At 70.5% G+C, this 12866-nt stretch carries 17 protein-coding genes; 10 read left to right on the forward strand and 7 right to left on the reverse strand.

The features are described 5' to 3' along the window. Positions 1-85 precede the first annotated feature (85 nt). The 6 genes from AB0K10_RS31945 to AB0K10_RS31970 all read left to right on the forward strand — a co-directional run bounded on the left by AB0K10_RS31945 (position 86) and on the right by AB0K10_RS31970 (position 3697). Positions 86-943 (forward strand): sigma factor-like helix-turn-helix DNA-binding protein, encoded by an 858-nt coding sequence (locus AB0K10_RS31945; protein WP_363689744.1) that lies wholly within the window; start codon positions 86-88, stop codon positions 941-943. A 4-nt stretch (positions 944-947) separates the two neighbouring features. After that, on the forward strand, positions 948-1769 hold the full coding sequence (locus AB0K10_RS31950; RefSeq protein ID WP_363689746.1) for a protein phosphatase 2C domain-containing protein: 822 nt from the start codon (positions 948-950) through the stop codon (positions 1767-1769). Positions 1770-1887: 118 nt separating this feature from the next. Continuing rightward, complete coding sequence (locus AB0K10_RS31955) at positions 1888-2259, forward strand: hypothetical protein (RefSeq protein WP_363689748.1); 372 nt, start codon at positions 1888-1890, stop codon at positions 2257-2259. A 115-nt stretch (positions 2260-2374) separates the two neighbouring features. After that, entirely contained in the window at positions 2375-3040 is a 666-nt protein-coding gene (locus tag AB0K10_RS31960; RefSeq protein WP_363689750.1) for a hypothetical protein, read from the forward strand. Positions 3041-3128: 88 nt separating this feature from the next. Next, positions 3129-3314 (forward strand): hypothetical protein, encoded by a 186-nt coding sequence (locus AB0K10_RS31965; protein ID WP_139584833.1) that lies wholly within the window; start codon positions 3129-3131, stop codon positions 3312-3314. After that, positions 3311-3697, forward strand: coding sequence for a hypothetical protein (locus AB0K10_RS31970; RefSeq protein WP_363689752.1), 387 nt, complete (start codon positions 3311-3313; stop codon positions 3695-3697). The genes AB0K10_RS31965 and AB0K10_RS31970 overlap by 4 nt, the downstream gene beginning before the upstream one ends. Positions 3698-3729: 32 nt before the next feature. Here the strand turns inward: AB0K10_RS31970 and AB0K10_RS31975 are convergent, their stop codons facing one another. Together AB0K10_RS31975 and AB0K10_RS31980 are read right to left on the reverse strand one after the other, a co-directional pair. Further along, positions 3730-4218, reverse strand: coding sequence for a hypothetical protein (locus tag AB0K10_RS31975; RefSeq protein WP_363689754.1), 489 nt, complete (start codon positions 4216-4218; stop codon positions 3730-3732). A gap of 147 nt (positions 4219-4365) precedes the next feature. Beyond that, the gene (locus tag AB0K10_RS31980; RefSeq protein WP_363689755.1) at positions 4366-5358 is read right to left on the reverse strand and encodes a hypothetical protein; all 993 of its coding nucleotides are present in this window, start codon (positions 5356-5358) and stop codon (positions 4366-4368) included. Between the two features lie 394 nt (positions 5359-5752). On the opposite strand from AB0K10_RS31980, the gene AB0K10_RS31985 reads away from it, so the two are divergent. Next, entirely contained in the window at positions 5753-6004 is a 252-nt protein-coding gene (locus AB0K10_RS31985) for a hypothetical protein (RefSeq protein WP_363689757.1), read from the forward strand. Positions 6005-6048: 44 nt separating this feature from the next. Beyond that, positions 6049-6627: a hypothetical protein gene (locus AB0K10_RS31990; RefSeq protein ID WP_363689759.1), complete on the forward strand. Its 579-nt coding sequence runs from the start codon at positions 6049-6051 to the stop codon at positions 6625-6627. Positions 6628-6836: 209 nt separating this feature from the next. On the opposite strand, the gene AB0K10_RS31995 is transcribed toward AB0K10_RS31990, so the two are convergent. After that, a complete protein-coding gene (locus AB0K10_RS31995; RefSeq protein ID WP_363689761.1) occupies positions 6837-7883 on the reverse strand; it encodes a hypothetical protein in 1047 nt (348 codons plus the stop codon). Then, positions 7880-8077 (reverse strand): hypothetical protein, encoded by a 198-nt coding sequence (locus tag AB0K10_RS32000; RefSeq protein WP_363689763.1) that lies wholly within the window; start codon positions 8075-8077, stop codon positions 7880-7882. Before AB0K10_RS32000 ends, AB0K10_RS31995 begins: the two co-directional genes overlap by 4 nt. Positions 8078-8446: 369 nt before the next feature. Between AB0K10_RS32000 and AB0K10_RS32005 the strand changes: the two genes are divergently transcribed. Then, positions 8447-9055, forward strand: a complete 609-nt coding sequence (locus AB0K10_RS32005) for a hypothetical protein (protein WP_363689764.1) — start codon at positions 8447-8449, stop codon at positions 9053-9055. A 13-nt stretch (positions 9056-9068) separates the two neighbouring features. Here AB0K10_RS32005 and AB0K10_RS32010 read toward each other — a convergent pair whose 3' ends face one another. Genes AB0K10_RS32010 through AB0K10_RS32020 form a run of 3 tightly spaced genes read right to left on the reverse strand, consistent with a single transcriptional unit; the run spans position 9069 to position 12065 of the window. Next, complete coding sequence (locus AB0K10_RS32010; RefSeq protein ID WP_363689766.1) at positions 9069-10118, reverse strand: hypothetical protein; 1050 nt, start codon at positions 10116-10118, stop codon at positions 9069-9071. A gap of 16 nt (positions 10119-10134) precedes the next feature. Then, entirely contained in the window at positions 10135-11625 is a 1491-nt protein-coding gene (locus tag AB0K10_RS32015; protein WP_363689768.1) for a relaxase, read from the reverse strand. Next, positions 11625-12065, reverse strand: a complete 441-nt coding sequence (locus AB0K10_RS32020) for a hypothetical protein (RefSeq protein WP_363689770.1) — start codon at positions 12063-12065, stop codon at positions 11625-11627. The genes AB0K10_RS32015 and AB0K10_RS32020 overlap by 1 nt, the downstream gene beginning before the upstream one ends. A 412-nt stretch (positions 12066-12477) precedes the next feature. Between AB0K10_RS32020 and AB0K10_RS32025 the strand changes: the two genes are divergently transcribed. Beyond that, the gene (locus tag AB0K10_RS32025) at positions 12478-12804 is read left to right on the forward strand and encodes a hypothetical protein (protein WP_363689771.1); all 327 of its coding nucleotides are present in this window, start codon (positions 12478-12480) and stop codon (positions 12802-12804) included. Positions 12805-12866 lie beyond the last annotated feature (62 nt).

Genomic DNA, 12866 nt, shown 5'->3' on the forward strand with positions numbered 1-12866 from the left:
TCACTCAATCTCGAAAGGCCCCTAGACCGGCTGACTCATGGCCCCTGGGTTGACCAACTAGGCTCTGGTTAGCCCCCTCACCGGAGTGGAGTACGCCGTGCCGGACCCGCAAGACGTGACGGCCGCACAAGATCCTCTTGAGCGCGCTCGCCAGATCAACGCCCTCATCGATGACCACCAAATGGCCATCGCGGAACTCTCACGCGAGCGGCGTGAGCTCTTCGAGGGGTTGCTGCACGACGGGAAGATGACCCAGCTGCAGATTGCCGAGAAGCTGGGGATGTCCCGGTCGCGGGTCTCGCAGGTGCTATCCGCCGGCGTTCGGCCCGAGCGTGCGCTCCTTGGCTCGGGCCGCCTGACCGTCGCGATCGGCGGGAAGCACGAAACCGGCCGGCCCGACGGCAAACCCTTGGCCCTGCTGTCCGCCGAGGCCCTGGCCGCATACGACCGCCTCGCCGAACTGACTCGGTCTGTCGGCCTCAGCGCGGACCATGAAATCGTGCCGCCACCCGGCATGGTGAAGCTGAACCGACCGAATCTGATCGTCCTGACAAGCCCGCGGCTGCTGCCATTCGTGGGTCAGGTTCTGGAGGCAGACGAGCACCTGGGATTCGCCGTTGACGAGCGCGGCTGGTACCTGATCGACAAAAATGCCGGCAAGGAGTACCGGTCACCGAGCGACAGCGGCGAGTCCGTCGACTATGCCTACATCGGCCGGCTCCCTCGCCCCGACGGCAAGGGAACGTTCTTGTATCTCGCTGGCATTCACGGTCCCGGCACGGCTGGGGCGGCCCATTACCTTGAGGGTCACCTGTCCGAGATCTACCGCGAGGTGCGAGGGCGCCGTTGGTCCGCGCTGATCACCTGCAGCTTCGATCCCGCCACCCGCCAGATCACCTCCAGCGAGCTGCTGACGCCGATCTACCGGCCCGACGGTGCATGACCGCATGCGAATACTGGTCAACAGTGAGCCGGGCAGCGTGGATCGCGACAACGAGGACTGGCTCCACGCCGACGAGGACCTGGTGGCCGTGTTGGACGGCGCAACCGCGCGAACGGATACCGGCTGCCTACATGGCGTGACCTGGTATGCCCGGCGGTTGGGCGAGAACCTCGTCGAGTTGGCGCGAGACCTGTCCACGCCCCTGCCAACAGCGCTCGCTCAAGCGATCAGCCGAGTTGCAGAGGAGCACCGGGGCACCTGCGACCTGGAGCACCCAGGAACCCCTTCGGCCGCTGTCGGCCTGGTGCGCTTCCACCCGACCAGCCTTGAGTACCTGGTGCTCGGAGATGTCTCGCTGGTCGTCGATCAGGGCGGCCGACTGAGCGTGGTCACCGATAACCGGGTGAGCCGTACGGCTACTGCAGAGCGGGTGGAAGCGGACCGACATCCGATCGGTTCACCGAGCAAGACCGCTGCCCTGCTCGCCATGAAACACACCGAGCTAGCCGCTCGGAACGTGCCCGGTGGGTACTGGATCGCCGAGACCGACCCGACGGCCGCGCAGCACGCCCTGATCGGCACCGCCCCCGTCGATAGTCGAACACGATTGGCTGTCTTGAGCGACGGCGCTGCTCGTGCAGTCACGCTCGGCCTGCTCGACTGGCCCGGCGCACTGAACCTGCTCTGCTCCGAAGGGCCAGCAAAACTGATCTCCCGTGTACGGCAGGCTGAGACCGAAGACCCGCACGGAACGCGGTGGCGACGCAACAAGCGCTCCGACGACGCCACCGCCGTGTACGTCGACGGCTTCGCTGGTACGCCATAGCCGAGCCGGTACGCTCAGGCCCAGCTCGACCCGCGAACGCGGCCCCCAATCTGACACGGGTTGGGGGCCGCACCGCGTTCGCGCTCGCCGGACAGAGGGCTGGGTCGTTGAGCAGGGCATGACGAGTCAGCCTGCCAGTGAGTGGCATCAGCCGGAGCGGTACTTCGAGGCGCTGGGCCGCGTCATGCACGCCCTGGACCTCATCGGTGTCCTCGCCGAGATGACGGCGCTCCGGTGGTGGAGCGCGGACCAGACCTGGAAGATCGAGTGGCGCACGGGCCCTGATCCGCACCAGGTCGCGGCCATGCTGTGGCAGGCCGCAGCGGACCTCCAACACCCGGCCTGCCGCGCACTGAGAGGCATGACCTCACTCGACCGGTCGAACGGCAGCCCGCACTACGCGTACCTGCAGGTGCTGGATGTGCCGGTGATGCTGCGTGCGCTGGACCCAGCCGCCTCGGACACAGGGCTGGCCGCCGCCTCCGCGTAGGGCCTTGGACAAGTCAAAACCCCGGCTGCATACCCGCGAGGGGCAGAGGCTGGCCGGGGTCTTCCGGGCAAGCATAGCGCGTTTGCCCAGCTCGGTCGGCGAAAGAGGAGTTTCGGTGGGCGCGTCTGAGCTGGCGATGTTGGAACGGCGATGGTCGCCGGAGCGCCTGGCGCCGTACCGGGCGGCGGGCGGCGGGGACCTGGCCGCCGCTATGGCGCTGTACGAGTGGAACGCCGAGATATCGGCCGCGCTCGGCACGACGCTGGGGCATCTGGAGATCCTGCTGCGCAACGCTCTGCATGAGGAGCTGACGGCATGGTCGCGACGGCGTTTTGCCGAGCCCTGCTGGTATCTCGATCCGGGCGCGGTGCTGACCGACGAGGCCCGCCGGGACGTCGCCAAGGCGCGTAGCCGTGCGACCCGCGACGGCCGCTCGGAGGCACCCGGGCGGGTGATTGCCGAACTGAACCTCGGCTTCTGGCGGTTCCTCCTGGCCACCCGCTACGACGCCACGCTGTGGCGTGGGTGCATGCACCGGGTTTTTCCTGGTCACTGTCGTCGCACGGTGCACAGCGCGGTGGGTCGACTCCATGAGGCCCGCAATCGGATGGCCCACCACGAGCCCATGTTCAACCGGCCGGTCGCCGACCTACGCGCTACCGCGATCGAGGTGGCCGGCTGGTTGTGCCCGGTCACCCGAGACTGGATCGACGGGCGCTGCCGGGTTCTTCCATTGCTGGTCGCCAGGCCGGGTGCGGTGATCAATCAGGCTCGCCGCTGATCACACCTGACACGGCAGCCTCACGAAGTTCTGGGTGCCTGCTGGTCTGGCCATGGGTATCTGGCCTGGCCAGGGGTAATCTGTAAAGATGGCCGACCAGGATCCGGACACCGCCACCGACACCACGGCGATGCTCGCTGCTGCCGGCATCGTGGTCACCGACGAAGGTCGTGCGCGTGCCCGGCACCGCCTGGACGACGCCCGCGCCCGGTGGACGCCTGCGCTTGAGGCCGAGGCCCGCGAGCAGCTGGGCCTGCCGGCCCGCGCCGCGTGACCGACCCGGCCGTCAGGGTCATCCTCGACGCATCCGCGATCATCGCGTTCTGCCGTGAGTCGATCGACGTCGGCGAGGTCATCGCCGAGGTCGCCGACGAAGAGGGCTCCGTCTTCGGTCTGCCGGTGCTGTGCCTCGCTGAGGCGGCCCGGGTCGTCGCCGACCAGGACCGCCTGGTGCTGCTCGTCACCCACCGCGCCGCCGAGGTACTCAGCCCGGATCCAGACAGTTGGCGCGCTCTCGCGGTCACCCTCGACACCGTAGGCCGGGTCGACGCGGCCAGCGCGGTGCTGGCCGCGATCGACCTGGGCTGTCACGTCCTGACCGGTCAGCCTGGGCTTTACGGCGGCATCGCCGGCGGCGGCCCGGTCATCGCGATCTGACTCCGACAGCCGGACGCGCTGCTGACCATGCCTCAGATGGTGAGGGCGAACAGGTCGAGCTGCTCACAGGGGTTGGCCGGCCGGCACGCTGTCCACACGGCCTCTCCGGCTCGGGAGCAGCCGTCGACGACGTCGTTCCAGCCGGCACCACGGAATCCGCCTGGGTGGTCGCGCCAGGCGATGACGGCCTGCTCGCAGCGCCAGATCAGCTCGTCGGTGACCTGGCCGCTGTCGAGGACGTGGCCCAGGTCGGTCCAGGCCAACCGCAACGGTTGGTGGAGGTTACCGTCGGTGACCTCGATCCGTGCCTTGGTGAGCCGGAGCATCCGGCCGGCGGGCAGCGTCTGTCCGGTGTAGTCAGGGGCGATTCGGCGGGCGTCTCGGGTGCGCCAGTAGGTCAGGGGGTCGATGGCGTGCCCGCAGGCGGTGATCCCGACGGCCCAGGCCAGCAGTGGGCGGTGGGTGGCCGGGGTGGCGGTGGCGAGGATGGTGTAGGCGTCGGTCTGGTGGCTGCTGGTCATGGTGATCTCCCGCGTTGACTGTGGTCCGGTGTCGGCTCGGTGCCCGTGCTCACCGAGGGCGCACCGCTGGCCAGCGGCGGGGGTGCTCGATGACGGGCGAGAGTTGACGGCGGGCCGACCCACGTTCGGGGTCGGCCCGCTTCGCGTCTACGCCGGGAGAGCGGCGAAGTCCTCGGTCGCGTCGAAGTCGCTGCCGTCGTATCGGGCCGCAGCGGCGTACAGGGCAACGGTGATGGTGCGCAGGAGAGCGCACTGGCCGTACCAGGTGATCAACTCCCCGCCGCTCATCTGCTGGAACGCCGGGTCTGCCTGCTCGGTGAGGTGGTCCCCGAGCAGGCTGATGGTCGCCTCGGCGAGGTCGTAGCAGCGAGGGCTGCCAGTGAGGTGCCGGGCAGCGGCACGGATCGCGCTACGAACCAGGTAGCCGATCTTGCCGGGGTGCTGCGTCAGGCGGCCGGCAGCGGCGCGCAGGATGACGGCCGGACCGAACGTGCCGGTGAGGAAGGGGCAGGTCGAATCACACGGCTCGTCCTGGGTGGCGCTGCCGCAGCCGACGCACTCGTTGTTGTGGTCAAACTCTGCGGCCGGGATGACGTGCCGCTGGTCTGCCGCCTCGTACTCGCGAACCAGGGCACCGAGCACGTCCCGGACGTTGAGGGCCTTCCCGGCGGCGGTGCGGCAGTCCGCCGCGAAGCCGGCGAGGTCGGTGGTGTCGATCCAGGTACGGCCGACGGGCTGGAAGTGCACCCCGCTGCTGATGTAGCCGATGAAGTGCTCGCCGAGCATGAGCCGGGCGCGGGTCCCGCCGGTGCCGGGGACGTGGCGGACGTCGGTGACGCGCAGCTCGGTGTGGGGGACGACGAGGCCGGTGTGGGGCAGGGTGGTGGGCTCGCCGGTCAGGCTGGCGTTGATCAGCTCGATGGGGCGCGGCTGGGTGCGGAGGCAGGTGCGGCAGTTGATGGGGTCGGTGATGGCCTCGCCGGCGCGGACGTCGTCGCCTCGACCGCTGGCACCGCACCAGGAGGCGACGTAGCGAGGGCTGCCGTCGGGGCCGGTGATGCTGCTCAGGGTGCCCAGGTGCACGGCCTTCCCGCGACCGACACGGACGGGGGCGAGCTGGGCGGGGCGGCTGATCGTCATCGTGGTTCTCCTTCTGCGCGCCCACTGGCGGCCGTGAGGCACGGGTGGGGTGTTGCGCGGCCGATTGGCGTGGTGGCGGCCCGTCCGCCACGCTTTTCGGCGCCGTCGCGGCCCCCGAGGCTCGCGGTCAAGGGGCGAAGAGCAAAAGATCTTGGCGTCCCTCAGCCAAGATCTTTTGCGTCCCCTTGACCGGGAGTGGGGCCGTGGCAAGCTGAGGCCGCGCTTAGAGGAGATGGCGCGTAGCGCCTTCCTGATCGCCGGCTTGCCGGCGGCCTTTCAGCCCGTGAGGGCTGTCGGGAACCCGCGAGCCCGGCTGCGGCGCTGCGGTGCCTGCTCTCGACGCGGCCCCGGATGTCTCTCGACGGCGCGTGCCGGGGCTGACTACCGTGAGCTCGTGCTGATCGTGACCGGCACGCTGATCTGGCTCGGCTACGACCCGCTCGCCGCGGTCGGCGCCACAGTCACCATCTTCGTGGTCGCCGGCCACGCGGTCGGTTGGATCATCAACGACCGCAACACCGCCCCGCCCCCTCCCCTGGTGACCTTCATCCCGCCCGCCGAACCGGCGCCCGCAGTGGACGGCCCGCTCGTTGATGGCCCGCCCGAAACTGAGCGGCCTACGAACGGGCGTGGGGTAGCGGCATGAGCACCACGGCGAAGTCCGACCCCGGGAAGCGGGAGACGACGGCGATGATCGAGGCCGCCAGGTCCACCGATCCTCACCACGAAGAGCTGCGTGACATCGCCAGGCAGCTCCGCTTCCGGCAGGGCAACCCCTCGGTCCGGCGGCTCGCTGCGCAGACAGGTCTCAGCGCAGCCACCGTGTCGCGGGTCTTCGCCGGGCCCAGCTTGCCCGGCTGGGACTCGGTGCAGTACGTGATCAACGCGCTCAACGGATCGGACGCCGACCTTCGACGCTGCCGCATTGCCTGGGTGGCCGCGAACCACAACGCCATGGTCGCCCGCAAAGCCCGTCGGGCGCCTATGGACCTGTCGGCTGTCGCAGACGAGATCGTGGTCAACGACGGCATCGTCCATATCGGCTCCGCCGCCATCACCACCGGCAAGGGCGTCGTGGTCAACGGCGGCACCGTCCATCTCAGCGTGGCCGCCGCCAAGGCAGCTGCCCGGATCGTCATCAACGCCGGGGTGGTCCACCTGGGCGAGGAAGAGCTTGGTGTACTCGACGCCGGCCAGGGCGCACACCCAGAGCCCACCAGCAACGCAGGGGCGGCGAGTCCCGCCGGTCGCCTACGCCGAGTTCAGTAACAAGGTCTGGTGCGTCCGCTTCACGGTCAGGAAGCTCAACGTCACCATGCCGGTCCTCACCGGACTCGGGGCATCTCCGGGTCCGGTGAGACTGTCACTGGCGACGGCTCGGCCGATGCGGTGGGCCGACGACCGGTGTTGATCGAGCGGGATAGCAGCTCAGCGGCGTCGCCAGCCTCATGAAGGGTGGCGCCCGCCGCAGGTGGTGCTCAACCGAACCACTGCCTCCACTGATCCCCAGCGGTGGGGTTGTTCAGGACTCGGTCGATGGTGGTTACGGCCGGCTGCTCCAGCGCGGTGTCGACGATGGTGAAGTGCGTCGGCATGACCTCGCGCTTCGTCCAGCGGGCGCCGAAGTCGCTGATCCTGCCGTTCTGGGTGTCGCGTTCTGCATCAAGGACGCGGTCTACCAGGCCGTAGGTGTGCAGCTCGCGAGCGCTGCGCCAGGTGTTGTCCTTCAACCCGAACTGGCCGCGGTGCTTCTGCAGCACGTACACGCCGGAGGTGGCGTGAGCGCTCGGGAAGGCCCTGCGCCGCGCCGAGAGGGCGAGGAACACGGCGATCTCGGTGTTCGTGAGTGCGAACACCCACAGGCTGGTGAAGAAGTGACGCGAGACGTACACGCCGCCGGTCGGCACGGTGTACCTGGGCCGGTTGACCGGGGTGCTCGCCTCGGACAGCAGCGTGATCCGGTTGAGGTCACGCCGGCCCGGGCGGCTCTTGTCCGGGCCGATGTCCACCAGGTGCTGCTTGTCGAGCACGCGCAGCGCTTCTTTGATCTGCCGGCCCCGCAGTGCGCCGGCCTCCCGGTAAGCGGAGTTGGTGTCGGAGAGCACTACCTTCTGCCAGCTCTTGATCGGCGCGTTCGTCTCCACGTCCTCGAACGAGCGGTTGATGCGGACCCGGTCCCCGGAGCTGTACCGGCACTGCGCGTCGAAGAGCATGAGCAGCTCCAGGCGAAGCGGCAGTCCTTTGGCGGGGACCAGGCGGGCCAGGGCTGGGCCGTGATCGGCGCCGGGTTGCTGCATCACAAACGCCGGATGGATGAAGATCCAGTCGGGGCGGGGCCCGGGGGTCTTGCCGTCGCGGTTGCCGCCGAACTGCCACAGGTGCTCCAGGTTCCGCCCGACCTCGTCGTGCAGGAGGGTGCTCCCTGCGGGTCCATCGCAGGCGCTGAGCAGCCGGGTGTTGATGGCCGCGCGGTCCGGGCGGGCCGCCCGAGGGCTGCCCGGCGGCAGCGGCGAGACGACGCTCATCGCCTACTCCGCAGCACACCGACGTACCGGGTGAGCTGAACGAGAACGTCAATGCAGTGGCGGCGAGTCCGCGGGTGGCGGGCGGCCAGAGCCAGGACCGCCACCAGGACGACGCCGAGCGACACCACCGCGGTGGGGAAGGTGATCAGCAGGACGGCGGCGACCCAACCGTGCTGGTCATCAAGGCCGAGCATGTGTCATTCTCCGATCGGTACGGGCTCCCGCCCGCCGTCCAACTTCCTACGGTCGATGGCGGGCGGGAGGCCCTTCTCCGGCCTGCCGAACAGCAGCGCCAGGTGCAACAGTGACCGCTCCGGGGCGGGTTGTCTCGTTGCCGATCTTGGACGCTGTGTGCCCACTGACCGCACCAGAAGTGCGTCGGCGACTCGTATCGGTTCTGGTGCGGTCAGCGGGTAGAGGCGAACGGGCACACAGATTCTTCATGATTCTCAGCCGACGACGTTCGTCCGAGACGGAAGCCGGTGAAACTCCACGTCGAGCGTTGATCACGGCCACGCGCTCGGCCAAGCCGGGATGTCGGTGTGACCGCATACTCTCCCGCCATGCAGGGAGATGCCTCGACCGTGCCGGCGCGAGTGCCGATGGTCATCGTGCGGTGGAAGTTCGGCAAGAAGCACGTCAGTCAGGACGGGATCAAGTCCTGGTGTGGTGCCCTGGTGCCTGCTACCGCAACCCGCACCCTTCCGACGGTCGACTGGCACCGCCACACCGACTGCTACAACTGCGCCTACCGCCTCTGGTCCCTGCACGCCCCACCCGGGTACCTGCGCCCCGCCGACGGCAAGGACTTCCCGATCCGTCGCGCTTGTCCCCACGGCGGCGACCCCCGAGCGTGCACCACGTGCGCGCCGCGCCCGCCACGGAACTGGCCCTGTCCACGAGGGTGCACCGACCCGCGCGATCACCAGAGCAGCGGCACCTACCTCAAGTGCACTGTCTTTCCGCCCCGCCAAGCCACCGGGCCGGACGGACGCTGCGTCGGCCAATGCGAGTCAACTGACCGGGTGATGCACCGCGCCAACCCCGGCACGTTCTTCGACCTGGCCGACAGCGCGTCCATCACTTGCTACCACTGCGGCCAGTACGTCTGCGTCGGCTGTGAAACCGCCCCTGTCGGCGCCACCCTGACCTTCTGCGCCGGCTGCCCTTGACGCCCGTTCGACGCTACCGGCCCGGAACCTCAGGGGTACTTCCCGGTGCGACGGGCCTCGCCGGCTGCTGGAGCCCCGCTTTCCGGCCCGCATCCGCACTCGCGACGGCGGACCCGGTCGACGCCGGGAATGCACGGGCGGCCACTTGAGCACCGCGCACCTCGCTCACACCCGCTGCGCCCGCGCCGTCCGCGTCGACCCCGCCGGGGCGAGCTTCGGTGGAGCGGTCCCTGGTTTCCCGCCACTCGCCGTCCAGGGTGACCGAAGCGCTCCCGTCGGAGCGTTGCGGGTCGTCAGCCGCGCGGTTCTCGCCGGTGTGCTCCGCGTCGGTGGCGTAGTCGTCGACGACTCGGATCGCGTACGCGGCGGGGGTGTGGGCGCGGTCGACGAAGCCGGGCACCTGCCGCAGCAGATCACGGACGTCGTGCCCGGCCTGCTTCAACTGGTTCAGCTTGTAGGCCAGGGCTGGCCACGCCGGGGAGCCGATGACACGCTCGGCCCGCTCCGGTGACCACACCGCCCTGACGTGGATCGCCATCTCCTCTTGGCGCTGCCGCGCGGTGTGCCGCTGTTCACCGCCCGCCGGATCCGACCGGCCTTCAGTCGGATCCGGCCGGGACCCTGGGGCGTCATCGACGGCGGCACGGTCCAGTTGGTCGGACAGCCACGCCGTGTCCTCCGGCCGTCCGCCTGCTTCCGGGTCGACGCGCACACCGCGCTCGGCCAACCGCTCGGCGATGACCTGCTGGGCGCGGCGGGCACGTGGATCGACCACCGCCCACCCGGAACTGGCCCGCCAGGCGCGGGCGATGTCGTCGGGTGATGCCTGCCGCCACCACGCCGGGCGCGTCGCCGGCCGCCACACCGCCGCATCGGCCTGCTGTGCCGCGCGGGCCTGCGCCCGGATCTGGCGGGCCTGTTCCTCGCTCACCCGGGCGGCCCGCTGCAGCTGAGCGATGCGCGCGTCGATGAGCACCTGCGCCAGTTGACCGGCGGCCTGGATCGCCGCCGTCACCGCCGAGGTCGCCCGCTGGTGGAACTCGGCTATCTCGTTGTCGGCCACGATCTCTCCCGTCTGTTCACCGCTGAGCCTCCCGCTCCACCACCGGGTCGACACGCACCCGCGCCGGCAGCACCGCCGACTCCGCACGACCGGTTACCGACGGCGGCTGGCCCCGCTCGATCTGCGGGACGACGCCCTGCAGCAGGGGCATCAGGTGAGCTGCGGCAGCCGCCGCCGCACCCGCCGCGTGGGCCTGTTGCTCGGCTGCGCGCAGCTCGGCCAGCGCCACGACCAGGCGGGCGGCCTGGAGGACCACGGCGAGCAGGACGGCCGCTTCCCCGCCGTCGCGGGCGTGCCCGGCGACCAGTAGCGCGTCAGCGACCCGGCCCAGCTCGGTGGCCACCGTCGACGCCGGCGACGCCGGTGCTCGCCGCGGTGGCGCTGCCGCGCGGGCCAGGCTATTCGCCGCCCGGGTCACCGGTCCCTGCCCCGAAGGCTCGGCCGCCGCCGCGACCCGCGCGAGCAGCTCCGCGCTGGCCCTGGCCACCGTCGGCCATTGTGGTGAGCCCGGCGCGACGCTCGCCAACCGGGCGCTGATCGCCTCCAACGCGATCGCGGACGACCGCCACACCGTCATCCGGTCCTCACCCCGCAGCCGCGATTCCGCAGAATCCGCCGCCTTCCACTGACCCGCCGAGGGCCGCTCCGTGTCGGTCCACCGCTTGCGAATCTGGGTCAAACTCAGGTCGCCGTCCAGGCTGCGGCCGGCGTACCAGCGTGGCTCACCGACCCCCGAGGGCCGCAGCGCGACGGCGTACCCGACCACTCGGTCGCGGTCCTTCGCCGCGGTGCGGGCAGCGACCAGCAGCCCGGCGCCCTTCATCCGAGCCACCCACTCGACTTCGTCGTCGGCGCCCGCAAGAGCTGCCCGGACCTGCCGGCGCAGCAGCTCCCGGTCCGGCGCCTGCCCGCCGCGCCGGGCCCGGTCGACCTCGGGGCGGGTCAGCTCCGGACGGCGGGTCGCGCCGGCGCGGCCGGGCGTCCACTTGCCCAGCCCGAACTCGTCCTCGATGAGGTCGGCGACCTGTTGACTGCGCCGCTTGTCCTGACGCAGCCACACCGGCGCCCCGTCCTCGGTGGCCAGGGTGACGACCAGGTGCACGTGGTCGTTGCCCTTGGCCGACAGGCCGTGGCGCACCGCGACCCACCGGCACCCGGCCCGTTCCGCGTCGCCGGTGAAGCCCATCTCGGCCACGAACCGGCCAGCGATGCGGCCCCACGTCTCGTCGTCGAGCTGCCCCTCCTGGGCCGGCAGGCTCAGCGAGCACTGCCAGACGTACTGCTTCACCCCGCGCTCACCGGCGGCGATCTGCGGCGCGTCCAGCCGTGCCGCCAACTGCTCCATCGACCATCCGCCGTCGTGTTCGCGCTGCTGCGGAGCGAGCAGCACCACGTCGTCATACCCGGCGACCAGGTGCGGGTTGACGTGTTCCTCGGCCTTCCCGGGACCCCACAGGTACTCCAGCAGCCCGCGCAGCCGAGCGCCGTAGGTGACCTTCGGGATCATCAGCGCCGGCCCGTTTGGGCGGCGGCGATCGCGGTCACCAGTTCGTCGACGCGCGCCGCGACCCGGGTCAGGTACGCCGCCGTGGCGGCCAGGTCCCCGGCCGGTTCACCGGTGGAGTGCAGTCGGGCTACGGCCTGGTTCAGGTTGTGCGCCGCGCCGCGGACCTGCCGGTGCGCGCCCATCAGTTCGACCAGCAGCGGCCCCACCTCGGCCCCGTCCGGGTCGGCCGGGGCAGGTACGAGCGGTGCCGATCCAGCCTCCGCCAGGTATGCCGAGGTGACCATCCGGGCCGCCGCCGCGTTCGCCTCGACCGCCGCCAGCTCCGCCTCAGACAGCCGCACGGTCACCCGGTGCACGCGCGGATCATCGTCGTTGTGGGCACGCCGCCGGCGCTCGCTGGCACCGAAGCGGACCACACCGACCTGTGGTAAATCAGCCACGTCGACCACCCTCCCGACGGGAGCCACCCGCCGCGTTCCGGCCGGCCGCCGCGCGGCCCGTCTGACGAAAAGTCAGACTTTTACTCCAACTTGCTCCGACGAAGGAGGGTGATCGTGTGTGCGCGGCCTGTGTCGTAGGTCGTGCCGAGCGCACCTGACGGCGCGCACCAGGAACCCACCCCGTGGGGGCCAGAGACGATAGCCGGACGCCGCCCAGCATCAAGGGCGCGATGCGTCGCTGCGCGATGGGCCTGCGGCCCACCCTTGACCCTGGTCGACGTCCTCGGCTGGCACTGATGGCGCCCCCACCGTCCGGCCGGAAGGGTGGAAAAGCGGTACCGCACGCATCGATCTTGGCGGCTAAGCTCGGCGTCCACAGCCACCAGAGCACAGTCATCCGGGGGAGGATTCCATGGCCGAACTGAGCGCCAAAGCCGTTCGCGGCGAGACCGAGAAGGCGGCACTGCAACTGCTGCGCGAGCGCGCCAACCTGGTCGGTGAGGCCGCCACCGCGCGGCACGAACGCGACCAGCTCGCCGGGGCGCTGCGCGAGGCCAACGCCCGCTACGGCGAGCGGTACGCCGCTGCCGTTCAGGGCGGATGGACTGAGGATGAGCTGGCCCGGCTCGGCCTGGACGCACCGGAGCCAGGACCAAGCCGGCGTCGACGCGCACCGCGACCGGCGATACCCGCCACGACCGGTGAGCACGTCGCGGTCCCCGAGGCTGACCAGCCGTAGCGACAGCACCCGCTGTGGCACGACGGCGGCCTCCTGCGCTGCGGCGGGGTAGGCCGCCATCG

The organism is Micromonospora sp. NPDC049274 (assembly GCF_040678875.1).
Taxonomy (GTDB): domain Bacteria; phylum Actinomycetota; class Actinomycetes; order Mycobacteriales; family Micromonosporaceae; genus Micromonospora.

Coding starts and splice junctions, on each gene's coding strand:
- AB0K10_RS31955 (WP_363689748.1), top strand. CDS start 1,888: ATGACGAGTCAGCCTGCCAGTGAGTGGCATCAGCCGGAGCGGTACTTC.
- AB0K10_RS31995 (WP_363689761.1), bottom strand. CDS start 7,883: ATGAGCGTCGTCTCGCCGCTGCCGCCGGGCAGCCCTCGGGCGGCCCGC.
- AB0K10_RS32015 (WP_363689768.1), bottom strand. CDS start 11,625: ATGATCCCGAAGGTCACCTACGGCGCTCGGCTGCGCGGGCTGCTGGAG.
- AB0K10_RS31965 (WP_139584833.1), top strand. CDS start 3,129: ATGGCCGACCAGGATCCGGACACCGCCACCGACACCACGGCGATGCTC.
- AB0K10_RS31975 (WP_363689754.1), bottom strand. CDS start 4,218: ATGACCAGCAGCCACCAGACCGACGCCTACACCATCCTCGCCACCGCC.
- AB0K10_RS32025 (WP_363689771.1), top strand. CDS start 12,478: ATGGCCGAACTGAGCGCCAAAGCCGTTCGCGGCGAGACCGAGAAGGCG.
- AB0K10_RS31950 (WP_363689746.1), top strand. CDS start 948: ATGCGAATACTGGTCAACAGTGAGCCGGGCAGCGTGGATCGCGACAAC.
- AB0K10_RS31990 (WP_363689759.1), top strand. CDS start 6,049: ATGATCGAGGCCGCCAGGTCCACCGATCCTCACCACGAAGAGCTGCGT.
- AB0K10_RS32000 (WP_363689763.1), bottom strand. CDS start 8,077: ATGCTCGGCCTTGATGACCAGCACGGTTGGGTCGCCGCCGTCCTGCTG.
- AB0K10_RS32005 (WP_363689764.1), top strand. CDS start 8,447: ATGCAGGGAGATGCCTCGACCGTGCCGGCGCGAGTGCCGATGGTCATC.
- AB0K10_RS31980 (WP_363689755.1), bottom strand. CDS start 5,358: ATGACGATCAGCCGCCCCGCCCAGCTCGCCCCCGTCCGTGTCGGTCGC.